We start from the raw sequence: 23,467 nt of genomic DNA, 5'->3' as shown, positions 1-23,467 counted from the left end.
CAGGTGATCAATATCTGCGGGTCCACTGCCATCGCATGGACCACGGACCGGTGCGGACTGCTTACGGCGTCGGCGCCGCTCAACATGCCCCTCATGCCAGCAAGACATCTGATGTCCAAAAGGCTGAAGGCCGCGGCAGCGCGCTGACGCCACTGTGGACCGATCACAGCCGCTCTTGCATGCTCTGAGCCGACGCCCGCGGTGCGAATGGCGCCAAGGCGCGCAATCGAAACCATCGCGCGGGAGAGGATCGGATTTGTGGCTGAACAGATGAGCGAAGCCGACATTTGGAACCCTCCGAATTGGTCATGGTCTGCGGTCGTCTTGCTGGGCCATTGAGCCTGTCGTGCCGCGAAGTCACGACAATGCAAGTCTTTCCGGATTCGAAGACACATCACGGGACGCATCTGGCCAATGGGCTTCAGAGGCCAAGATGCACGACGAACGATCAATGCCCGCTCGGTTCGAAGAACACCCTCTCGCTGGAGAATTGTTCGCACGCAAGGGTATCAACCGTGCTGAGGTTTCGTCGGGCCCGAGGTCCCCTCGTCCGCGGCAGCCCAGCGAAAGCTGCGAACGATGGCCGCATCGAGCTCCACGGCGTTGACCTCGCGCATGGGTCCGGGTGGCTACGCCAGCACCATTTCGTCTCACGTGGTGCACGGCGCCAGAATGATCGGATCTCGACCGTGGAATTTGTGTGTGACCAAGATAGCGACCGCAAGCGTTCTGCTCGCGCGCCGCATCTTGATTCAGTTGCGAGAGGATCGGTGCTTCGTCCTTCGATCTGCACATGGGCGATGTCGGGCGCTGGCCCTGGAGAGGAGAAGTCCAGCAGCGTGACGGGACCGAGCGGCGGAGCGTTGAGCTTTAGAGGCGTTCGCAATACTTGCTACCTGTCAGGAAGAGTTCACGCGAGTGAGGTTTGTGTCGCTGGCTGTCGGAAATCCTACAATCTGACGCTAGGTGAGATTCAAGTGTCTTTGATTGTAGCAGTGGTCTTAAACCCGCAAGCATTCTGAAGTGATGACGAACACGTCCGAGACCAACCTATCGAGCTGCGCCTAACACTCGTCCCTCTCGCAATGTCATGAGCATTTCGTCGGTCAAATTAAGGCCTAGCTTCAGCCAAAGCCTATGGCAGTGTTTGAAGAGAGTCGTCTTCGCTAGGTCTTACAGTATAGGATCGACCTCACACGTGCCAATTTAGCAGGTAGACGGTGGTGAGCCTCGTGATGCTCTATGTGACGCGCGGGAGCTAACTTCTGGGACGCAGACGCCCGAGCGCCCAGGCCAATTCGACAGGCAAGGGACTGAAAAGGGACTCCGTTTGCCAAACGACATTCTTGAATGCGGCCTCCATAGATCACGATCGAGTATGGAGCTTTTAGGCAAGCTTGGCAAAATCGATTGTTTTGATGGAACGCATCCAACTAGCGAATAGGCCATTGTGCAACGACCCGGTGTGCCGCTGAGCGAGACTCTATTGAGCTGATCCTTGATGCGATTGCGCCCGAGCTCTCTTGATTGACCGCGCGGTCGGTGGCAGGTCGAGCTGGCGAAGAGATAGTGGCTCGCGTCATCCGGACTTCCTGCCCAATGTGTGGGCGGCGATCGGATCTATGCTGGCGAGGCGGCCGCACTCCGATAAGAGCCGTGGAAGAGCGAACATGCTGCGAGTGTGTCCTCCTCCAAAGCATCGGGTACCTCTTCAGATGTGGGCGCGCCTTCGTCCCTTTCGCAGGTGAAGGGATGGACTGATCTGAACAACGTTCGCGAAGCCATTATCAGCGGCACCGCTGGGATGACCATTGCTTAGATGGTCGTCCTGATCAACATCAAGTAGCCTGCGAGATGGCGCGTTCGCCGGCTGTCTAATCGTTAGTCCCCGGCCGCGCGCTTGTATGGATTGTCTTCGCTGGCGATTCGGTAGCTCTCCAAATCGCCGCCCAGGAACAAGCGCTCGGTCTCACGGGTTGGCGTTCTGCCCAGCGAGCACATCAAATCCACATCCGCATCGATGTTGTCCTGATCCTCCACATTCATTCCAAGGCCAACACTGCTCAGTACGTCGTCGGGCGTCCAGACAGCGGACTTCGGTACGGCGTACGTGTGCAGCGTGTTCGCATTGTGGGCGATCGCTCTCGCCCAGTGGTCACGCGAAACGGTTAGTTTTATAGGATCGTCGACCAGCGACACGAATGGAGAAGCTGTCTCACCGCGCATATGCCATCCAGCCTGGCGCGCCCGGTCCATGGGATATCGCTCCAGCGGATTTCCAATGGAAGAATGATCCCGCGCCGTGTTACGGACATGTGATATTGCACATGTGCTGGCTTCCGTGCGCGGTTTGCAATCGCTGTCCTGGTTCTGGAAACGCTGCAGCGTGAGATATGCCGACGCTGCTATATTGTCGAAAATGTGGTCCCGGTCGACACTGTCGTCCCCCGCTGGGGCCCATCGTGCTGATTGCTGTTCGGCCAAGTCTATCTCGTTCTTGAGCGCTTCAAGCGTAGCGCCTGTTAGCGTTGCGGCAAGCTGGGCACGCGCGCTGACAAATGATGCGGCTGGATAGTGATCGGTTCGCGGCACCGCCTGATTCAAGGCAGTCGATGATACAGCAGGATCCGGTGCGTGGTGAACCGGATGCAAGCCATGTAGCTGGTCTTCAAACTCTGCTTGGTCGGCCGACAGCCGCACCGGTGAGCTCGCTTGCCCTACCTCGTGCGGCTGCCGCGCGGCATCGTGACCGTCAGCCGAGGTCCCTGCGGCGTTCCGTGGATCGATGTTCATCCGTTTCTCTCGCAAAGTAGTTGTTGGTCCAATTCTTTGCATAGACAGCTTTCGAGAAGCTGACGGGCGCGAAAATGACGCTGTTTGTTCTAGATGAGGATAGGCGGAATACTGAGGCGAGCTCAGCCGGAGCAAAGGCCGCGAGTTGGCGCTGCATTGCGCCGTCCAAGGGTGTAGTTCGAGGGGTTAAGCTCAGCTGCCTTGAACTGCACGGACCCGTTACCGCGGCGTGACGTGTCAGCCTAAGTCCGGACCTGTTGTTCAGGCGGCAGATACCGGAGGCGTTAATTGTATCCAATGGCTCTACTCGACGAATCATTTCGCACAATAGCTCTCGCGAGGAGGCGACTTCAGCAAACCTGACCTACGATGTTGTGATGTCGGAATAACCGTCACGACCACTTGCGTCTGATTGAGACTGATTGTCTTTGTTCGAAGTGCGACGGCGCTTAATGTCTGTGATCCGCCAAGCGCCTTGCGACGACGGCGTCTTGTGATGCTGCGCTTACGCGACCTGTAGTTCCTGTAGAGGGAGAAGAGCATATGAATTTAACTGGCAGAGCCTTGTTGATCCTGTTGTCCATGTTTTCTGCGACCACCGTGAGCACGGTGGCCAGGGCCGATGAGACCTCGCCGAAATACGTCGAGGTGCTTAAGGCCCTGCAGACGGGCAAGAGCGTGAAACTCATACTGGATATGAACCGCTGTACTACCGCCGAGGGTGGCAAGCCCGGGCCTGCGACGCAGGCCGGGTTGGTCATCAATGCCTTCAGGGTGACCGCCCAGAACGGCATCAGCTTTGCTAATGCGCACCAAACGGTGGATAGCTCTGGACATGCAGTGACCGAATACATTCGTCACAGCCTCAGTCGCGAAGGCAAGCTTACCGTGCGGGCTTCCAAGCTTGTTGTCGGGACTACCGAACTCGTTAATCAGGGCGAATTCATCTGCGAACTGCCTGATGGGGCAACATTCATCTGGTAGACGAAAAGCACGGCGGGAATGCGCGTTGGTCTTGATCCTTAGCGGCGTGGGGGCATCGCAAGCCATCACAAGATAGTCCCGTTAGTGACGGCGGTCAGATCGTTTCTGGCCGCCTTTTCGTCGGGGATGGCCAGGTTACACGAACTTGCGTCAGATCGCTCGGTGCATGGTTGAGGGCCGGCGATGCCCATCGGATCGTATTGATCAGAAGATCGTCCCGGCTATGCTCGTATGGCTAGGGTCCAGGCCCCACAGTCAATCACAGCGCACATAGCGGTGGGGAGGGTGTTTTCACATTTTGGTCTGCGTCTCCTGTGAGGACATGTTTTTCCAATAAGCAAAGAAGGAGATCGCAGACACCATTCAACGGGTCCTTTTCGCATTCAGGATATGACGCATCGGTTACCTGTGCCTTGTTGTCGACCTGGTGCGTGGCCGGCGATTGTAGAAGCCGGGCGGACAAGGCGGCACCGACTCGATGACGATCTTCATGCTGCAGCGGGAAGGCAACCATCCTCGACCAACCCGATCTACCGGCTTTATCGGGAGTAAGGGCTCACCGTCAGGAAGCATCGGACCGCCGTCCTTCACGATCAGTTCGCCAACCTCATGGCCCCACACTCTCAACGTCGCGGCGTCAGCAAGGAGTCTGAGGCCATTCCCGTTTGCGTCTATTTCGGGATGGCGCCTCGCCCGCGAACTGATGGCGATCGCCGCACGACGTGGCAAGCCAGGAATGACTGGGTCCGGGTCGCGCTGAAACCCCTTCAGGCGGGAGAAGCAGCCCCTGCAGGGGCATCTGCTGAAGCGGGGCGGAGCATCCAGCCAGATTTGATCGACCTTGATAGGGCATTTAGCCATGGCGACGACTACTAGATCGAGTAGATTTGTTGCTCCCCCGCATGGGCTAGTGGTTCATGACTAGTTAGAGCCGCTTTTTGATAGATCGGCGTCGTGGAGCAAAGTGCGCGCCGGAAAGGGGAAACTCCATGCATTCGACCTCGCTACCCCGCACCTCTCTTGCGCTGATCCTGGTTGCCTGCGGGGTGATGGGAAGCGCGCGGGCCGGCGATCCGCAGCGACCTGCCCAGGTCACGACGCCAGCCGGCCAGAAGGGTGGCGCCGGGCAAACGCCGAGTATTCCATCGCCAGCCGAGCAGCATCGCCTGCCGCCGGACTCCAGCACCAGGCACACGCTTGAGCTCCCTGGGCGGACGCTCTCTTTCGTCGCGACCGCCGGCTCCATCCGTCTATTCGACGATAAGGGCGAGGCGCAGGCGGACATCGCCTATACTTCCTATCAGCTTGACGGCACCGATCGCGGGACGCGCCCCGTCACATTCTTCTTTAACGGCGGACCGGGCTCATCATCGGCCTGGTTGCAGCTCGGCAATGCCGGCCCATGGCGGCTGCCAATCAATGCGGACAAGGTCACGCCATCGACATTTCCGGAGGTGAGGCCAAACGCAGAAACTTGGCTCGATTTCACTGACCTGGTGTTTCTCGACCCCGTAGGCACCGGCTATAGCCGGTTCGTGGGGACCGGCGATGATGCGCGCAAGCGGCTCTATTCCGTTGATGGCGACGTCAACGCGCTGGCGCTGGTGGTCCGCCGCTGGCTCGAAAAGCATGACCGGCTGTTGTCGCCGAAATATATCGCGGGTGAAAGCTATGGCGGCATTCGCGGGCCAAAAGTTGTCCAGGAGTTGCAGATGCGCCAGGGTATAGGCGTCAACGGCCTGATCATGGTCTCGCCCTTGTTCGACTACGGCCAGTTTGCCCGCACGAGCCTGCTGCAATACGTCGCCAGACTGCCAAGCTATGTTGCGACGGTACGTGAAGCCGAAGGTGCGGTAAAGCGAGCTGATCTCGCGGACGTGGAAGCTTATGCACGGAGCGAGTTTCTGGTCGATCTCATCAAAGGCCAGGCGGACAAGGAGGCGACCACGCGTCTGGCCGACAAGGCCGCGGCGCTGACGGGCATCGACCAGGCGGTGAGTCGCAGGCTCGCTGGCCGCTTCGGACTTGCCGAGTTCCGCCGCGAATTCGAGCGTAAGAACGGCAAGTCAATCGGTAGTTATGATGCCTCGGTGCGTGGCCTCAATCCATATCCTGAGTCCGATTTCCACCCTTCCGGCGATCCCTCGGGCGATACGCTGTTGGCGCCTCTGACCAGCGCCACTGTCGATCTGCTTACGCGCAAGCTAAATTGGCGACCGGACGGGTCCTATGAGCTGCTCAACGAAACAGTTAGGACGGCTTGGGATTTCGGCCGGAGCTTGCCGGATTCCGTTTCGGAGCTGCGCCAGATTCTGGCAACGGACCGGAATATGAAATTGCTGGTCGGGCACGGCCTGTTTGACCTCGTCACGCCCTATTTCGGATCACAGATTGTGCTCGATCAATTGCCGCCATTTGCCTCGGCACCGCGCGTCAAGCTTGTAGCCTTTCCGGGCGGCCACATGTTCTATTCACGAGACCCCTCGCGCCAAGCCTTTCGTGCAGAGGTCGAAGCGATGATGAAGTAGCTGGGTCACAAGCGTGATTCACATGCGCGACGGCATCGGTTTCAACTGAGACGCTGATGAATCCGGGGACCGCTTCAATCGGTGCGAGAGCTCCTTCAGCCGTAGCGTGGCCGCCGGAGCTGCTCCCACTCCATTCGCTCGAAGGTCTTCAGGTATGCGGTGTGGATTTTATGGCGTTCATAGGATAGCTCCGGATGATTATCGGATAGCGCTGAATGGTCGAACGACGACATTCGGGAGTATTCGACGATGGGAATGTAAATTCGACCGAAGAAGGCGCGGTTTGAAGTGACGCCCGCCTCGCGCTGTGGAAGCTTTCAGGCGTTGAACAAGCAAAACCAAGAGTTAAAACTCTCTCACATTACCAGATCAAATTTCCTGTTCTCGTCGATTTGGCCGACCAGTGCTGAAAGCCCGCCCGCTAAGACGCTTATCAACGCCAGTTGCACCTGCGCTACGGTCAGCAGGCTGAGCTGGGACCGCCAGATCTCTTTGGTGGTTTAGCGTATGATTTTGCAGGTCGAACGCTGTGCTAAGCTGAGGATTATTCAGAATGCTGCTGTCCGGATGCTGTAGCAAGCAAAGCGCACTTCTTCGCTGAAGGAATGCTTCGCTGAACAGATATTTGCTCTCGGCACAGGGGCAATCGGATCCAACCAGCTTAACGCCTCTCGCCGTGGAAACTGTGTGGGACCCCTGTCGTCGGTTACCGGTGCGAAGGGCAGCAACCAACCCGTGCAGCCTTCGATCTCGGGGAGCGCGTTGACCGTGGAGTCAGCAAGCTTAAGGTCGAGGCGTCACCAAAGGCAGCAAGTTCGTGTCGCGCGCGGCGTCGCGCTGGAGTAAAGCTGCCGGTGAGGCCCGCTCATCGTCCAGTCCGGTTGCGCGCACGAACATCATCGATTCCCCGATATTGTTTCGCGGGATCGCTCAAAGTGGTCCGGCCCACATGTCGGGTCGCAGCGGCGCCGGTAGATCACGCCGTCTGTGCGCAAGGCAGCCGATATTGCAGCGGATCGGCAGGTTGAACGCGGTCGGATGTACGATTCACGCGACGTTCTGCGTCGACGTGCGATCGTCCTGTGCGCGCGTTGGCACCGCTTGACGGAACGCCGCCGGCTGGCGCTGACACGGCAAGATCCATTTGGCCGACGAGCCTTCGTCAACATGATCCGCTCAATAGCCAGATATTGACGCGATCGGCTCGCCTTTGCAATTCGCTTGGCGGAAGAGGCGCAGCCCGCCAGCAATGCGGTGAAGACCATGGTCAGCAGCGGGATCGCGACGGTAGATTCTCGGATATCGTGGACCTGCCAGATATAGCCTCTGACGTCAACGGCTTCGCCCGTCTCTCCCACTATCCAAGGCACGAGGTGCGTAAGACCGGCGCAGACGTAGAAAAGGATGCCGATCACCGAGAGCCTGTGGCTAATCCTCAAATGCTGGCGGGATCGCACCGATCAGCTCGACATACCGGCCCCAGGTAAGGCACAGAATGAGACGCGGGACGGCTTCGCCAGTCTGGGCCGAGGCCGGGACGAGGTCGGCTGCCCGAGAAGAAGAGGCATGTGATGACCGCTCGCGATCGCATGCTGACGCGTGGCCGCGCGAGCGTTGCGGGCTTTGACCGCGCGCGATGACGCTCGGTGCGTATGGCACACGCGCACCTCATCGGCGCAAGGCTTTGCGCGTCCCATCTGGAGCGAATAGGTGTCGTCCCCCAGACGGAAGCATTGGCTTAGCATGCATAGAACAGTGCTGATCGGAAGGACGTATCGGAGCGTCTGGATGTGGAGCCTACCAGCAGATCTCCCGGCAGCTGGTAGTCTTTCCGGCTAGTTTCGTGCGCTAGCGACGACGCGTTACGCCTTGACGTAACATCGTCGATGTCCGATCGCGGCGCGTCCGCCCTTAGCTCGTCAATTCGATCGCAATTGTGCGCTCGCTTATCGCTCAGCAAGAACAGTCTGTGGATCACAGGCTCCACTAGGTGGACCGGCGGGCGCGCGGTACAGGGCTAGGCCAAGTTCAAACACTTGATGACTGTGAGGCCGACGATGCGCGCGTGTTGAATTGCAAGTCATCGATTGCGTGTCCGCAAGGACACCAGGTACCTGCTCTTCTGCAAACGAGTTCGGAATTTGTTTTCACGATAGCCTTACGATTATGGCGCGGTCACTGACAGAGAGACCGTGTTTGTCAGGTTCAGAACATTCGGCGTCAATTTCGATTTCATGACGCCTATTCCGCCCTTAATTTCGACTGATGCCGCTGGCACAATCATTGCTATCGGAAACGAGGTGCCGACGAGTAAGCACTGAGGTTCAACCCTAGATGAACGATCACGTTTCCGCCCGAACGCTGTGGGTCCATTTTGAAAAAAAAGCAAGACCTTGGATCTCTCGTCTTCGGTATGGAGAGCGATGTGGAGTTGCCTATAAGGGGCGACGAGACAAATCGCACTTTCTGGTCTTTTCGGCACTGTCAAACGAGCGTTGCGTTCCGAGCTCGTTGAACAATTGGAGCGAGCGGCAGTGGGGCGCATGATTGATATTTGGCTGACATGCTCAAGCATGCCGGCAGCCGCAGCCGACACGATGGTGTCTCATCGACGCCTCGCTGCGCCATTCGGCACAAATCGCATAGCGAACCTTCAAGGCTAAGCTAAGGCCCCTCGGAATCGAGCAATACGGAATAGTCGACATGTCGCAAACGATCGGCGCTGACAGCGAGTGCACCGCGAATGCGGGAGCAGCGCACTGGTCAGAGTCGGCAAACAACCCTTCATCAGATGGCGACTTTGTTCGGTACTGGAGCCGAGCTGTGGATCGGTTGGGGGCGGTGGCCGCTGTCGGCAGGCGAACCGAGGAGGCGATCAGAAGGACTGGGATTGGTTTGCAGCTATCCTCCGAGAACTTTAGCGGTCACGACCTTTCAGATTTCCCGATGCGACGCTGCACCCTCAACCGTGCGCAGCTCTACGGAGCAAAGTTGGATCGGGCAGATCTTTCTTGGGCCAACCTTATCTGTCCGGGACTAGAGAGGGCGAGTTTCCGCGGGGCCAAGCTCGATTTTGCCTATATGCACGCAATTGCAGCGCAGGTCTGCAATTTCGATGATGCGAGCCTGCGCGGTGTAATAGATGCAACCGGCAGTTTGTTTCACGGTTGCAGCATGAAAAGGGCACGCTTTGACGACGCTATGTTAAGCGGGCTCCTCTTTTACCAGTGCGACGCGAGTGAAGCTGTATTTGATGGCGCGGAATTGCAGGGCTCGACCATCAGTGAATGCTTCCTTCCTTCCGCTTCCTTCCGCTTTGCCAAGGTGAGCCAAGTCACGATCACGAAGGCGCATCTGGCGGCCTGCTCGTTCTTCCAGTCAAAGGGGGACTGCCTTTCGATCGTGCGTCCCACCTCGGCCGACGGTCTCGTCCTGGAAGGTGCTCATCTTCCGTATCTGAGACTCTCAAAGGTGAGCGGCCGCATTACGGCGAGAGCCCTGAGCGCTCCATTCGCTGATGTTCACCTGTCAAATCTTTCAAGTGCGGAGCTTGAGCAGGCAGACTTGACCGAGGCGCGGCTTCTGTCCGTAAGCTTGTCCGACGCGAACCTGGTCGGTGCTGTATTGAACGGTGCATCCATTCATTCCTGCCAGCTGGATGGAGCGGACCTGTCGCGGGCATCAGGCGAAAGCATCTCGATAACTGAGAGCACAATGCGAGCCGCCAAACTCACGGGCTTTCGCGGCCGCTGTGCGTTTGTGCGCGACTGCGATCTTAAACATGCGGACTTATCCCAGGCCTACCTCTACAGGTCTATGATTACCGGTGATCCCCCGCAATCAATGGCATTGGATCACGCGAATCTCGAAGGATCCAATCTTGTTCAGGCATATCTCGCCGCGGGAATGAGCGACAGCAACCTGGAGGCAACACGCGTCGCATACGTTCGCATGAACCAATCGTCTTTACGCAACGCGAACCTGAGTGGAATATCGCCGTTTCAGGCCAGCTTCGTGAAGGTCGATTTGTCTGGCGCTCGGATAAGCACATTCGAGCCACCGTTCTTTGCGGACCGATGTCCGGGGCTGCAGACCGCCTTGAAGGGCGATCAGCCGCGCGGACCAGCAAGCTATCTAGCTGAGTTCTCATCTTTGATGAGACGTGGTCGAGAGGGATCAACCTGAAGGTTAGAGCAAGAAATAGAATGCTTTGGCGCTTGGACGAGATTGCACGGACGTCACGTGCTTTGGCAGGACGAGAAGCTCTCGTAAGTCGCTAGCGTGCGGCGCCAGTGCGGCACCGTGGGTGGCCTTCCGTGATCTGATCGTCAGAAGACCCCTCTTTGGCATTCAAAAAGCGGTAACAAAAGTATGCATCTAGACTCTCTTTCAGCGGGCAAAGCCTTCATCCGAGAAGTGGTGAGAACGGGCCAGACCATCGGCACAGTACACACTTTAGGCGCCTTGCACCTTGGGCATGCAGAATTAATTAGAAGGGCCGCAATCGAGAATGACGTCGCAATTGTCACAGTCTACCCGAATAAAATCCAGCTTAGGCCAGGTGGGAGATACGATTTCGATTTGGACGCTGATATTGGACTTGCCCTACGTGCGGGCGCAACTGCCGTGATTTCCTCGAACGACACCGAAATGTTCCCGCCTGGCTATCGAACGTTCGTATCGCAAGGCGACTATCATCTGCGTTTAGATGGGCCTGAGGCCTACTTGAAGGAAGCCGTTACCGGGGCAATCCGCTGGATCTGTTATGCGCGACCAACTCGCAGCTACTTCGGCCTCAAGGATATCGGTCAGGCGATCCTGGTGAAGCGCGCGGTCGCAGACCTCCTTCTCGATTGCGAGATACGGTTTGTGCCGACCGTCAGATACAAGAACGGAGTGCCCATCTCGTCGCGCTTGAGGCGATTTTGCCGCTCCGAGCTTGATGAGCTGTCGTGTCTCTTCACGGCATTGGACCATTCGAGGAAAGAGATCGCCCAAGGAGCGTCGAGCGTCAAGGAGCTGGTAGCGGCGGCTAAATCTCAAATAACGTTCCGACAATTTAAACTCGAGTTTGTCCGGATTGTTGGCGCTGATAGCTTCGAAGACCTGGAGCAGGTCAAGCTCCCTTTCATAATTGTTGCAGCGGCAACGGCTCATGGCCTGAGGGTCTTCGATAATATCTACGTTCCAGATCAGGATACACTCCTGAATGGTCCTCCGCATGTCTGGATCGATCTACCTGAAAAGTTGTAGCCAGGATGATTATGCATAGCGCGATTTTCGACAAACGTAGCCGCTCCGTTCGTGCCCGAACGCAGGGGCTACCTTATGACTGTGCATCGGCGCTTCGCTGGCTCCAGCGCACAGCCATCGCCCAACGAGCGGGGTGATAGCTCTCATCCACTGAGTAGATCGACTTGGAAAGTCAATCCGATCCGTACTGCCCGAGATGGTAGGGTCGACTGGCCGCTCTTTGAGATAGTCTGCTCGAGCGGCCCCGTCGCAGCCAAACGCCCCGGCAGCTCGAAGGGTGAATCGCGACCTTTAGATCCGTAAGCTCTTGAGAGCAAAGTCTGCGGAGACGATCATGAAGAGGCGATTGAAAGATTATAGAGCTGACGACGTGTGTATTATCCCGCTAAGCAATCTGGATGTAAGCGAGGGCAAGCGCTTTCAAGACGACAGCATATGGGGTTACTTCGAGCGGTTGCGAAGGGAAGATCCCGTTCATTACTGTCAAGACAGCCCTCATGGTCCATATTGGTCCCTCACAAAGTACCGGGATATTGTCGCGGTAGACACGAACCACAAAGCATTCTCGTCAGAGCAAGGTGTCACTATTGTCGATGTCCCGGACAACCACTGGACCCAGAGTTTTATCAAAATGGGGCCTCCCCAGCACGCCGAGCAGCGCAATACCGTGAGTCCGATAGTCGAACCCGAAAGCCTGACGAGGCTCGAAAGGCTCATCCGCTCTCGGGTCAAGGCGATTCTAGAAGGCTTGCCACGCAATGATGCCTTCAATTGGGTGGACATGGTCTCCATAGAGCTGACGACGCAAACGCTCGCCACGCTGTTCGACTTTCCATTTGAGGATCGGCGTCTACTGACCTATTGGTCGGACGTAGCTGTTGCCGCTCCGAAGGTGGGCCATGCAATCGACAGCTGGGACAAGCGAAGCACAATCTTGTCCGAGTGCCTGGACTATTTCACCCGACTTTGGAACGAGCGCGTCAATGCCGAGCCGCGCCTCGACCTGATTTCCTTGATGGCGCACTCGCGCGCCACACGCCATATGGAGCCGAGTGAGTTTCTCGGAAATTTGATTCTGCTGATCGTTGGGGGTAATGACACCACGCGCAACTCGATTACTGGCGGCCTCCTGTTCATGAGTCAGTACCCCTCCGAACTGCGAAAACTAACCGAGAATCCCAAGCTGGTCTCGAGCGCCGTGTCCGAGATTATTCGATATCAGACGCCAATCGCGCATATGCGCCGCACCGCCGCGACCGATAGCATCGTAGGCGGGAAACAGATCAAGAAGGGCGACAAGGTCGTCATGTGGTACATCTCCGGCAATCGGGACGAAGACATCATTGAGAACGCCAACAGTTTCGTCATCGACCGCAAGAATGTGCGGCAGCATCTCTCGTTCGGATTTGGGATCCATCGTTGCCTTGGTCGACATCTAGCGGAATTGCAGTTGAGAGTTCTCTGGGAAGAGATTTTGGCTGCGGGACTAGAGGTCAAAGTTGTCGGCGAACCCGAGCGAATTGCGTCCAACTTCGTGCATGGCTATTCCGCTCTCCCCGTGCGGATTGCGGCCTAGGCCCTGATGGCTCCGGTGTGGCAGCCGGCAGGCTGGCCTCATCGTAAACCATCTTCGCTTCTGGAAGAAGCGAAGATGGTCTGATCGACGGAAACAATTGCGGCATGTCGGGTCTAGTAATGGATTGGGCTGATGTTTGAAGTGCCCGCGAGGAGCGATGGTGTAGCGCGCACGGCTTGCAGGCGCCTGACGCCGAAAAGGCAACCGGCGCGGTAACTCCGATGCCGAGTCTCCGGGCCTGCCTTGGATAGCCGGAACCATAGAGGCCAATGAACTTGATATGGAAGATTGTAGCTGTGGCAGCGATTTTCCTTGGAGAAGCGCTTTCGATATTCGCCCAGTTGGTTGCCTCACGGCAGTTTGGCAAGGTCGGCGGTGATCTGGCAATGCTGTTGCCGATGCTTCTCCTGATATCCTTCGGTGGCATGCTCCTCGTTTTCGGATACGCGCTGGGCTACATGCATCTGAAGAATATCTGGATCATAGTCGCGATATCGGTGGGAGCTATTCTGGTAGTGGAACCGACACTCACCCTTCTGCTCTTTAGAGACGTGCCGACAGCCGGTTCGCTGATCGGGCTGATGTTTGGCGCGATTGGTACGCTCGCTGCCCTACTTCTGTGAGGGTAATCTGACCGGGCCTGGATGGGCGTCGACTTCGGCGAGATGTAGTTGGAAAAGGACTTGGGCAACATCGCTTCTGCTCGGTTCGGATGAGGCAAAAATGTTGTTGCCGATCGGCGTTCAGCGTCTCATCACGATGGTGTATGGCCGCTGGGTTAGTGTGTTCTTCGGTCGAAGTCTCCTTACCGGATAGCGGACGCGTGTTGCGAGCGCAGGTCTGTCGATCGACATACGCTGGCCATTTCTGCTTGGCTAAAATCGCCCTTCAGGAGGCGCGCGCTCTCCTGGCTGCTCTCTAGCGTTTGGGATGACTTGGCCCAGTTCGCGTGCACAGAGGCACGGCATTGGGGCGGGACTATCTCGCGGGCAGGTAGTCGGGCCTCGGCCACGTCTCAGCTGATCACATCGGCACTGATGCGGCTAGTTCAGCAACACGAGAAGCTGCGATGGAAGCGGAACTCAAGGTGACATCTTCTTTCTTGTGCATCCGGATGAAAGCTCTTGGTCAGCTAGTCGTCAGCTAGGCAGTCTATCCGGACAGGCTGCGCACTCTCGACTATTCGGAGATGAAGTATGAAAGGTATTGGCCGAGCGGATCAATCACAGGTAGAGGTGGCGGGAGCCGGCAGCACCGGGGAATTGAGCCGTTCGAGCCAGGAGCCTGGTCTCTTCCCTAGGGAAAGCGGTCAATCCTTCGATGCCGTCATAGAGCGGATGCGCTCTGGGCCACAAGACAGAACCGCGGCTTCAGATGTGGCGGCGCCAAAGCGCAACGAGATCAAGGCAGCAAAGCGAAAGATGGACAGCCTGCTTGAGAAGTTTGAAATCTGCCGTCGAGCGGCCACGCAACCCTGCAATTTGCAACAGGCGCAAGAGCTGATCGATCGAGTGGTCGAAGCAGGCTCGACAGTTCTGCAGTATTACGCGAATCTCTCTGCCAATTTGGCGCGTCGTATCCTGCCCGACGATCAGGCTCGGCGGCTCCGCGACGACACGCTGGATGCGGGCAACCAATGCAACGAAGTGGCCACCCAGATTCTTTACCCACTTGAGAACAGGAGAAAGCAAGCAGAAGCCCTGCTCGACAAGGTCAAAGACACCGCTCCGCCCGACCAGCTGAGCCGCGTAGTTGCGGGCGTCGCGAACCAGTATGCTGCCTGCATGGAGTGGTGGGCAAAGAAGGCGCTGCGCTTCGAGCGGATGCAGTCAGTCTGTACGGCTACTGCCCACTTGCCAAGCAGCACGCCCGAGATGCGCAAGGCCGAAGAGGCCCAACTCAGGCTCAATACGGGCTGGGCGCTCAATACCAAGTGTATGTATCTGCAATCGCGGATCGCTCTCGCGCAGCTCTTGATTGAGTCGCAAGCGAGCACGTTAGCACCAGACGTGCGAGCCGCCCTCATGGACGAGAGCGGTGGGGTGCGTCTGCTCGGGACCTTTATTGCAGATGTTTTTCCGGCATTCGTTTCGACGGGCGACGCCGTTCGCGGAGGAGCGGTGCTCGACGCCGAGCACCGCGCCGTTCTGGAAGGAGTCATGGAACGGCTTTCGGAATTTGCATCCCAACTGAGGGGCATGCTTGACCCCCTGAGGGAGGCTGGAACGGAAGCTGACCTTCCTTTGCAGTTGCTGGGCGAGATCGTGGACGGTGCGTGGGTGACGGCGAACGACGTCATGCGGCTGCTGGCATTGCAGCCAAGGACGGAAGTGACGATTGAACCGCCGGCTTGGGCGGCGCTGCCAGAAAACACTGCTCTGGTGGGTGAAGGCACTCCAGTACGCAGAAAAGGCAAAGCAAGGCGCGCAGCAGCCGCAGGCGAGGGGAGTTCGACGGCCAGCCCACCCGCGCCGCAACTCGCCAAGCCCGATGTCGCCACGGCCCCCACGGGCAAGGTCATCGTGCTCTCGGATCTCGGTACAAAGAAACTGGCCACGGCGCAGGAGGCAGCCGCGTCATCCTCTGCGACCGATCACCTCCAGATGTGGCAGGCTCCGCCCTCCAAGAAAGCACTGCCGGGATTGCTTGAGCGATTGGACGAGCTGCTGCAGTTCGATCTGCCGGCTCAGCAAAGCGCGGTCTCGCAAACGCGTCAAATGAAGCCTGAGGACGCCGAACACGTCTTGGATGGCGTCATTAAACGCTTGCAGACGCAGGCCTCCGAGATTGAGGCCTGTGTAGCCGCGCTGGAGGAGCCTCGCCGACGCGGCCTGCTCACGCTTGGGCAAGTTCCCGAAGTGCACGAAAAAATAGTCCGGCTCCAGGGGATGTGGTCCGAGGTGCAGGGACAGGCAAACACATTGAATGCGCGAAAGGCAGCGATCACGAGCGATTGCATGAAGACCTATGCGTTTCCATCGCAAAAGTACCTTGAACAGTTGGGCGCGGCGGGGGAACTGGCGTCAGTGGATCCGCCGCGCGCATTGAAGGGAGAGCCAGGGACGCTGTTCGAAATCAAGCTGCAGCCCACGGCGCTGCGTAGTGGTGTGACACCAAGGCCGATGTGGGTGCACATCCATACCAAGCGGCCGGTACATGCCTGGCAATTGGCAACGCTGGGCGATCGCGAATTCGCCGCTTGCCACGTGAAGTCGGACGAACAGCGCGGCTACAATCGGCACTGGCAGAGCGCTCGAGCCGCCGAGGGGCACGAGAACGTCGTGATCCACCGCGGCAAGCTCACCCCTGCGTTCTGCAGGTCCCTGTTGAGCAGCGCCGCTGGCAGCTATCCGTGGAACCCCTTTCCCGATCCGGAGCACGTGTCAGCCCAGATGGCTCGACTGGGAATCCGGTGAGCTGGTTGCCTTGCGGCAGTGTGCCTTTCAGTGGCAGCTTTCATGCTTCCGGATCGGCTCGGCAGGTACCTGAGCAGCACCGAGCCCCAGGCTCCACCTCCCCAAAGTATGGAGCCTGGGGAAGAAGACACACATCACGCGCGGCTTGTCAGCTGGCGATGTCGACAATTGTCGACCGCCGGACAAGCAAGCTGCCGTTACGAAAGGCGTGGCGAAGATCGGCGCTCGGGGCGAGAAGCTAGGCCACTGAGTGCGGCAGGCGGACAAGCATGCGCCTGATGTCGGCGACGATCCGTCGGACGTAACAGCGCTTTCGCCTGTCTGCCCGCCGCGAACTGGTGTGCAACCCTCGGCGGAGCTTGAACGGCTTGCGGATGGGCGGGATGCACGAGAGCTGAGCATCCCGGGCTGCTTTGAGAAATCAGATCGGCGTTGTACAACAATGCTGCCTGTTTGCTGCTCTTGCACAAGGCTACGACCGGGCCAGCATCCCGCCTCCATGGGCCGCAGCAGGTGCGCTTGTCTCCTCCGTTGAGCGCCTCAAGCCGGCTGACATCGGATGTGGTTCTCTTCAAATGACAATGGGGTGTAGTCAGGCATGTCCCAGCGTTCTTTTCAGCCGCCATCACGAGCGACCAACAGTGGTATCGCCGAAGCGGTAGGCGATGCCTACGTAGCCCGATAAGCTCGGTCGCGCCGCAGGCGAGTTTGAAGCTCCTCGCGGGGGCGCATCGACAAGCCGCTCCTCCATTTCTGCATGATCTTCGGGGGCAATGTGCCTCAGCACCATCAGGTAGGCCGCAAAGCCGCTACCCTCCTGCTCGTGCACTGTCGCCGTGCTCGAGCCTTCGAAGCTTTGCGGTACGGTAGAGCTAAGCCGAACAAAGACGCCGTAGTCCTTCTCGGCCATTAAGAATTCGCTTGTCCATCTCGTCCGAAGGTGCTGCAGCAGCTGTTGGGAGGGTACTTGGGGTCTCGAACGCGTGCAACTAACAGCGGCCCCAGCCCGCAAGCGAAGTCCGGGTGCAATACGCGGTATGCGACTGCTCCGAAAAATTCGCGGATCACTTTGAGGTGGCGAGAGAGCGGACCACAAACGGCTTCGCTGGTTCGTCGCGGCTCAATCAAGCCGGCGGAAAGGTCCAAACCTATTCATTCGGTAGATAGAGCCAATCAAGAATATCGATTTTACCATCGCGAGGTCGTCTTATAGGACCGTAGAGGACGGCTGGGCCTATATACAAGGGAGACCCGAATGAAAAAATTGCTGTTTGTAGCTGCGAGCGTCGTCGCGCTTGCAACGGCGGCGGTGCCGACTTTTGTCGCTGAGGTTGCCGCGCAACCGGTCGACGCTAAGGTGCAGGTAACCGACACATCATATCCTGAATGCGAGGAGGACCCGTTGGAGGGTATCTGCGATCTCTTCTTTTGCTTGACCGACCCTGCGTGCGTGAAGCCCTGACAACGGAAAGCAGACCCAGAGGAGAGTGAGGGTAGAGGCCTCATACACCGACCGCTCGTGAGGAGAGCGGTCGTGTCCTCTTGGGGCCCTGCAGACGATGCAAGGCGCGATCTTCGATGTTTTCGTAGGTGGCAATTTCCCCAGAGCAGGGCCACAACATCGAGGTGAGACTAGTCACACGAGCACTGCTGACGAAATGGTTGGGAAGAGCTCCGGGAAGACAATCAGCGCCAAAGCCGCTGGTGCCAAGCTCATAATTCAATCTAAGGTGACCGGGCAGTGGGTGTTCGGTTTTACAGCTAACGATGAGAATTGCTGAATGTTAGATATCTGAGAGTTCTGGCTGGCGTCGTTACCGTCGATCTGGGCATGCCTTCTTGTGCGAGGCGTATCATGATGCTCTTCTAGCCGATGGCTCCAATTCTATCATTTGTAATGGGCTCTTCACGCCTTTCGATCTCAGCGTCCGAGAATTTCGGCAGATGGATCGCGCGCCACGATCGACGGCTGACCGATGAAAGAGTACCCGCGCCGGGTGAGTGAAGCGAATTCCGGATCGCGAGGTTATCCTGCCTGGCGCACGCCTTGGGCGATAGGGCTGTTAAGAAGGGCGCATACTTGCTCTTCGCTTACGCTAACCGCGGTCGAGGCGGTTTGACAGTCCGGTGAGGCTCGCGAGTTCATCGACTTGGTGTAAACTGCGCTCACGCGGTCGCAGTGTCGAACCGCTGACGCATCACAGGATGTAGCTGAACTCAACTGGCGCATTGTCGAGCCTGCAAAGGGACATGGTATTTCGGAATCTGACTTGCAGGCTGTGATCGATGATATGTCCCGCTAGATCGCAGACCGAACCAAAGTGGTGAACAAAGCTGAGAGCGAATGGCGAAAGGCGGGGCAGCTATAGCGGACCGTTCTTCAGGCCCAACGCGAATTCAACAAGAAGGCGCGGTTGGAAATGGGCTTCGTGCAAAGCGAATGCTGCATCAAGACAACGGTCCCCATCTCTCAGGCTGATCTACATCGTGCCGACGGTGTGAAGCGGCCGCGATAGGGGGGAGGGGCCCGTGATCACATTGTCCAGCGTTATCACGGGCTTGACTTGTTCGCGGCGCTCTGAACTTTCGGCGGTGCGGCCTCGGGCATCATAAGCATGGCACAGAGCCCGGCTGCGCTAGCGGCAAGCATGTACCAGGCCGGCGCCAGCGCGTTCCCCGTTACGTGGATGAGCCAGGCGACGACAGGCTGAGCGGTGCCTCCGAAGATCGCTATCGCAATAGCGTAAATTGTCGCGAAGGCGCTACCTCGAATGTTCTTGGGCAACCCTTCGGCCATGCTCACATAGAAGGCGCTATACGGAATCATTCCGATGAGGGTGAGTACGCCCAGGCCTCCAAGAAGTGCGAGGGTACTGCGGCTCTCTGCGATCCACAAGAACACCGGATAGGTCATCAGCAGCGCAGTGATCTGCGGCCATATCATGATGTGCCGGCGTCCGGCCCGGTCCGCGAGCCAACCGCCCAGCAGTGCGGCAGCAATTCCTACCGTGTTGCTGACAAGCGGGGTCGCAAAGGCGAGAGGCGCGGACACTTTCAGGGTGTTCAGCGCATAGGTGGTCATATATCCCGTGACGTAGGTGATAATCGTGCAACTGGCCAAGATGACGAATCCGAGGCTCATGATGCGGCGAGCGGCAGGCGATCTCCTTACAGGCGGGACGAGGGGAGGTGGGACTTCGGGGCGGTGCAACGTTTCGGGCAAGGCGCTCCGCAACCAAAGTCCGAAGGGCAGCGTACCGGCGCCGAGCAAAAACGCGATGCGCCATCCGTACGCATTAAGAGCCTCGCTCGTCATGGTGAGGGAGAGTATTTCTCCAACCAAGGCCCCGGCTGTCGCTGCTATCTGTTGGCTAGCAGGCTGAAACGAGACAGCAAGACCGCGAGCTTCGGCCGGGGCCGCTTCCATCAAGTAAGCAGTAGTCGGACCGACTTCACCTCCGAGAGCAAACCCCTGCAGAAAACGCGCGAAAATGGCCAATGACGGAGCTGCAATCCCGATCGTCTCATACGAAGGCGTAACAGCCAATACAAGTATGGCCGCGCTCATCATGGCAAAGCTGGCGGTTATCGCGGGCCGGCGCCCGACCCGAGTACGAGCCGAGCACAATGGCCCCGATCGGTCTGGTCACAAAGCCCGCGCCAAACGTCGCGAGCGACAGCATAAGGCTGGCGAAAGGGTCCCCCGCCGGGAAGAACGCGTGCCCGATCTGAATCGCGAAAAAGCTATAGGTGCCGAAGTCGTAGAATTCGAGAATATTGCCGATCGTAGCGCCCAACAAGGCGCGGCTCTTCAAGCGTTCGTCTGCCCGAACAGGGAAGGGCTCCAACCTCTCTCGAGTAAATTGCCTAGCCATCCTTGAACTGTCTCGAGCGCGATCGCTGGCACGAACATTTCGACCAGGCAGGTCGCGCCCGCTGCATTCCGTTTGCCGGACACGTCTCTACGTTGATGGTCTAGCACAGCCATCAGTGCGCCGGTCCACATGTAGCTGAATCGTCTCACGACGAAGCTCATGATAACGTGTGCAATAAAAATGCCTAGCCGCTTCCGCCCCATTCATCCTTGAGCTGATCGTGCCCTTTGCCAGCAACGGAAAATAAGAGAACCCGTTGCATTTGTCGGGCGCCCGCAGACATTCCGCTGCTGTGCAGTGGCGAGTTTGCGACAAAATTGGCGGGCGCCGAACAGGTAGCGACAGCTGTGATCCGGCGATCGCCGCCTTGAGGAAGCGATCGGCGGCGACTCCAGCCAAGACATCGCGCGCTGGTCGGCTGAGTCGGGGGCGGCGACGTGCTTAGAGGGCGCAGGCGCCGCGAACTCAGCCTTGGCTCGCCTGCGGGCATCTGAATAAGGCTAACCTGCTCGCCAACCAGAGTGAAGGCGGGTTCCGGCGTCTAACCCACTCCCTCGTGACAGGCTCGGCAGGGCGGTCTAATGTTTGGAGCAATCGGGGCAGGTGTCGCCGATCGAAGCCAAGACGTCACGCAGCTCGGCGAGGCCTTCTCCGGCGAGAATCTCTGCGGGGTATCGAAGCAGGTTAGATCGAAGGCGCGCTCGAGCGCATGTGGGTGGGTTTAATCCTGCATCCAGCCGTGCTTCTCGCGATTCACGAAGGCCGCCGGTCTCGTTCAGCAAACAGATCGCCCACTCACGGAGCGTGCGGATTGCGGCCGACTTGCTTTCGAGCAGCACGATCGCGTCTCATTGATAGCTTGATCTGCGTTTTGAGTCCGTGGCGAGGCACGCGAACACTGGCACCACTTTTGCTCCCCTTCTGGGTCGCTGAGGGGCAGATCTCAGTTGGAGAGTTGGAATGTCTGAGTTGTCGAAGCGGAACGTTCTTGCGCTGCCCTTGGTGGCCATGACTGCGCTATTCCCGGTATCCGCGAAAGCGCCGATCTGGAGTTCGAGCGATCGATACGGCACCTATTCGCTTGATGGCTATTCCTGGAATAACGACGTCTATGGCCAAGGTGCTGGCCCTCAGACGATCTCTGTACATGCGGCCGATCGATGGAGTGTGTGGTCGAACCATCCTGATAGCGGCGGCATTAAGAGCTATCCCCACGAGGCGTTCAATGTTGGTAAACGGCTGAGCTCGATCAAGACCCTGAGCTCAAGCTTCGATCAGAGCGTCCCGGCTCGCGGCCGCTGGAACTTCGCGTACGACATTTGGGACAGCTCGAATGCCTATGAGATAATGCTCTGGACCAACTACACCGGGAATCCCGATGGAAGTGGCGATGTCAAGCCCATTTCCGAAAAGTACTCCAAGGCGGGAGCCGCGATTCCAGTCTATACAGGCGTGGATGTGGGCGGGACGACTTGGAATGTGTTTGAAGGCTGGAACAACCACCAAGTCATCTCGTTCCTGCGCACGTCCAAGGCCAACACAGAGACCGTGGACATCAAGAGTATCCTGCAATGGATCAAGTTAAAGGGGTATTTCGACGATATAGTCGTCGGAAGCGTCCAATATGGTGTTGAGATAACGTCATCCCCAGGCGGCCTAAACTTCGACGTCAACCATTGGGCCGTGACCTCGAAGTGACTGGCTTTGTGGCCATAGAACCCGAGCGCGGTATCTCCGCGCTCCACGTAGTTCGCCGCTTCGCAGTGTGACTGACGCGCAATGCGTTTGCGGAGCGGCTTGGTGCTGCGATCCTTAGCACAAACCGACCGCCGCGGTTCGATCGAGCCCCCGACAGACGCCGGAACGCGCGGTCTTTGAATTGCTCGACGAATTGCCCAACAATGAAAGTTCGAGCAAGTCGATGCCCTGCTTGGCGGCCTTGCCAATCTTCGCCCGGATTGCCTGCAAAAGCTCTTGCAGGATGCAGGATTGTGCAAGCGTCAAGGCAAGCGCCTCTCCTTTTACTCGCCGACAGCCACGAGCATGCCTGGCTCAAACGCCTCAGCAAAGAAGGGTCGATCTGGCCCAACGCAAGCCTATGCTCGTAAAGGATGGCGTTCTCAACCCGACCTATCAGATAACCGTACCCCAGACCTCGATGGCCTTCACTCACGCTTCCAAAAAGCAGGCCCCGGTACTACTGCGTGTTCTTCCTGGCAAGGAGGAGAGAGTGCTTCGCCCTGAAAGGGCGGCACGGCGATCAACCACTACCAACGATCAACCACTACCAACGTCATCGAAAGCGCATTCGCGACCGTGCGCCACTGCACAATGCGGGCCAAGACATGTGTGTCGAACGAGACTGCGCTCGCTATGATCTTCAATTTCGCTGAGAATTGGCTCTTCCGGCACCAACATTCGGCGATAGCTCTTTAACCCACGATAAGTCGCATTTTGGATCGAAAAACAAGTAATCGCAGGTTAGTTCTTCACCCGGTTGTACGTCACGGGCCGTGAAAATTCGGCAATCATCGTCTTGATACGTGTTTGGCTGACAGCTGTGATTCATGAAACGGGCATTGTCAGCATTGTACTCTACAACACCATCATCAATATCGTAGTCTCTTGGGTAGGCATGCTTATCAAGTAGAGCTTGAAAGGTTGGCGGTAAAGTTTCGTACTGTTCAGGCGTCACGGCAATGTCAACGATTGGATTATGAATCCAAACCAATGTATCTTTAGGTAGAAGAATGGCGGAGAAAAGGCCAATACCGCCAAAACGGTCTGGCTTCAAAATGGTTTCAACAATCAACATCGAGATATCTCCAAAAGTGACTAGTGCCCGCAAGCTAACTGACCTGCCCCCCGCAAATCTGCTGCAAGCATTGGTAGGCTCGTTTCATCGCGTCTTCCCCACAAATCGATATTCGATCTGTGCATTCTTTCGGGCTGCTGCGGTGGATCAGGATCTCAGTGACCCCGACCCCGCGTTGCGGCTATCTAATAGAATCCGCGCGGCCGGATGTCGGGGCGGGAATGGGG

General features: G+C 57.8%; 13 protein-coding genes and 1 pseudogene. 9 read left to right on the top strand and 5 right to left on the bottom strand.

What is annotated here, in order from left to right:
- Window positions 1-1,881: 1,881 nt before the first annotated feature.
- Window positions 1,882-2,793 (bottom strand): hypothetical protein, encoded by a 912-nt coding sequence (locus tag I6F31_RS35405; protein WP_225186982.1) that lies wholly within the window; start codon window positions 2,791-2,793, stop codon window positions 1,882-1,884.
- Window positions 2,794-3,336: 543 nt separating this feature from the next.
- Here I6F31_RS35405 and I6F31_RS35400 point away from each other — a divergent pair.
- The 7 genes from I6F31_RS35400 (at window position 3,337) to I6F31_RS35370 (ending at window position 16,550) form a co-directional block, all read left to right on the top strand.
- On the top strand, window positions 3,337-3,777 hold the full coding sequence (locus I6F31_RS35400; RefSeq protein WP_225186981.1) for a VirK family protein: 441 nt from the start codon (window positions 3,337-3,339) through the stop codon (window positions 3,775-3,777).
- Window positions 3,778-4,766: 989 nt separating this feature from the next.
- Window positions 4,767-6,305, top strand: coding sequence for a peptidase S10 (locus I6F31_RS35395; protein ID WP_225186980.1), 1,539 nt, complete (start codon window positions 4,767-4,769; stop codon window positions 6,303-6,305).
- Between the two features lie 2,703 nt (window positions 6,306-9,008).
- Window positions 9,009-10,490 (top strand): pentapeptide repeat-containing protein, encoded by a 1,482-nt coding sequence (locus tag I6F31_RS35390; protein ID WP_225186979.1) that lies wholly within the window; start codon window positions 9,009-9,011, stop codon window positions 10,488-10,490.
- Between the two features lie 186 nt (window positions 10,491-10,676).
- Window positions 10,677-11,558, top strand: a complete 882-nt coding sequence (locus I6F31_RS35385; protein ID WP_225186978.1) for a pantoate--beta-alanine ligase — start codon at window positions 10,677-10,679, stop codon at window positions 11,556-11,558.
- 334 nt (window positions 11,559-11,892) lie between these two features.
- Window positions 11,893-13,134, top strand: coding sequence for a cytochrome P450 (locus tag I6F31_RS35380; RefSeq protein WP_225186977.1), 1,242 nt, complete (start codon window positions 11,893-11,895; stop codon window positions 13,132-13,134).
- A 296-nt stretch (window positions 13,135-13,430) separates the two neighbouring features.
- On the top strand, window positions 13,431-13,757 hold the full coding sequence (locus I6F31_RS35375; RefSeq protein WP_225186976.1) for a hypothetical protein: 327 nt from the start codon (window positions 13,431-13,433) through the stop codon (window positions 13,755-13,757).
- Between the two features lie 573 nt (window positions 13,758-14,330).
- Window positions 14,331-16,550 carry a hypothetical protein gene (locus tag I6F31_RS35370; RefSeq protein ID WP_225186975.1) on the top strand — a complete coding sequence of 740 codons (2,220 nt, stop codon included), beginning with the start codon at window positions 14,331-14,333 and terminating at the stop codon, window positions 16,548-16,550.
- 625 nt (window positions 16,551-17,175) lie between these two features.
- Here I6F31_RS35370 and I6F31_RS35365 read toward each other — a convergent pair.
- Entirely contained in the window at window positions 17,176-17,460 is a 285-nt protein-coding gene (locus I6F31_RS35365) for a hypothetical protein (RefSeq protein ID WP_225186974.1), read from the bottom strand.
- Window positions 17,461-17,805: 345 nt separating this feature from the next.
- Here I6F31_RS35365 and I6F31_RS35360 point away from each other — a divergent pair, with 345 nt between their 5' ends.
- Window positions 17,806-18,012 (top strand): hypothetical protein, encoded by a 207-nt coding sequence (locus tag I6F31_RS35360; protein ID WP_225186973.1) that lies wholly within the window; start codon window positions 17,806-17,808, stop codon window positions 18,010-18,012.
- 1,089 nt (window positions 18,013-19,101) lie between these two features.
- On the opposite strand, the pseudogene I6F31_RS35355 reads toward I6F31_RS35360, so the two are convergent.
- A pseudogene (locus tag I6F31_RS35355) lies at window positions 19,102-20,425 on the bottom strand (MFS transporter).
- Between the two features lie 960 nt (window positions 20,426-21,385).
- On the opposite strand from I6F31_RS35355, the gene I6F31_RS35350 reads away from it, so the two are divergent.
- Window positions 21,386-22,123, top strand: a complete 738-nt coding sequence (locus I6F31_RS35350; RefSeq protein WP_225186972.1) for a glycosyl hydrolase — start codon at window positions 21,386-21,388, stop codon at window positions 22,121-22,123.
- 114 nt (window positions 22,124-22,237) lie between these two features.
- On the opposite strand, the gene I6F31_RS35345 is transcribed toward I6F31_RS35350, so the two are convergent.
- A complete protein-coding gene (locus I6F31_RS35345) occupies window positions 22,238-22,429 on the bottom strand; it encodes a hypothetical protein (protein WP_225186971.1) in 192 nt (63 codons plus the stop codon).
- 376 nt (window positions 22,430-22,805) lie between these two features.
- A complete protein-coding gene (locus tag I6F31_RS35340) occupies window positions 22,806-23,240 on the bottom strand; it encodes an SET domain-containing protein (protein ID WP_225186970.1) in 435 nt (144 codons plus the stop codon).
- Window positions 23,241-23,467 lie beyond the last annotated feature (227 nt).

The sequence above is a fragment of the Bradyrhizobium sp. NBAIM01 genome, from assembly GCF_020194115.1.
Taxonomy (GTDB): domain Bacteria; phylum Pseudomonadota; class Alphaproteobacteria; order Rhizobiales; family Xanthobacteraceae; genus Bradyrhizobium; species Bradyrhizobium yuanmingense.
This window is presented reverse-complemented; position numbering and strand designations above follow the sequence as displayed.

Bases quoted from the DNA above. Each gene is read 5' to 3' on its own strand.
- I6F31_RS35385 (WP_225186978.1), top strand. From the start codon at position 10,677: ATGCATCTAGACTCTCTTTCAGCGGGCAAAGCCTTCATCCGAGAAGTG.
- I6F31_RS35370 (WP_225186975.1), top strand. From the start codon at position 14,331: ATGAAAGGTATTGGCCGAGCGGATCAATCACAGGTAGAGGTGGCGGGA.
- I6F31_RS35360 (WP_225186973.1), top strand. From the start codon at position 17,806: ATGAAAAAATTGCTGTTTGTAGCTGCGAGCGTCGTCGCGCTTGCAACG.
- I6F31_RS35405 (WP_225186982.1), bottom strand. From the start codon at position 2,793: ATGAACATCGATCCACGGAACGCCGCAGGGACCTCGGCTGACGGTCAC.
- I6F31_RS35390 (WP_225186979.1), top strand. From the start codon at position 9,009: ATGTCGCAAACGATCGGCGCTGACAGCGAGTGCACCGCGAATGCGGGA.
- I6F31_RS35365 (WP_225186974.1), bottom strand. From the start codon at position 17,460: ATGGCCGAGAAGGACTACGGCGTCTTTGTTCGGCTTAGCTCTACCGTA.
- I6F31_RS35340 (WP_225186970.1), bottom strand. From the start codon at position 23,240: ATGTTGATTGTTGAAACCATTTTGAAGCCAGACCGTTTTGGCGGTATT.
- I6F31_RS35400 (WP_225186981.1), top strand. From the start codon at position 3,337: ATGAATTTAACTGGCAGAGCCTTGTTGATCCTGTTGTCCATGTTTTCT.
- I6F31_RS35395 (WP_225186980.1), top strand. From the start codon at position 4,767: ATGCATTCGACCTCGCTACCCCGCACCTCTCTTGCGCTGATCCTGGTT.
- I6F31_RS35380 (WP_225186977.1), top strand. From the start codon at position 11,893: ATGAAGAGGCGATTGAAAGATTATAGAGCTGACGACGTGTGTATTATC.
- I6F31_RS35350 (WP_225186972.1), top strand. From the start codon at position 21,386: ATGTCTGAGTTGTCGAAGCGGAACGTTCTTGCGCTGCCCTTGGTGGCC.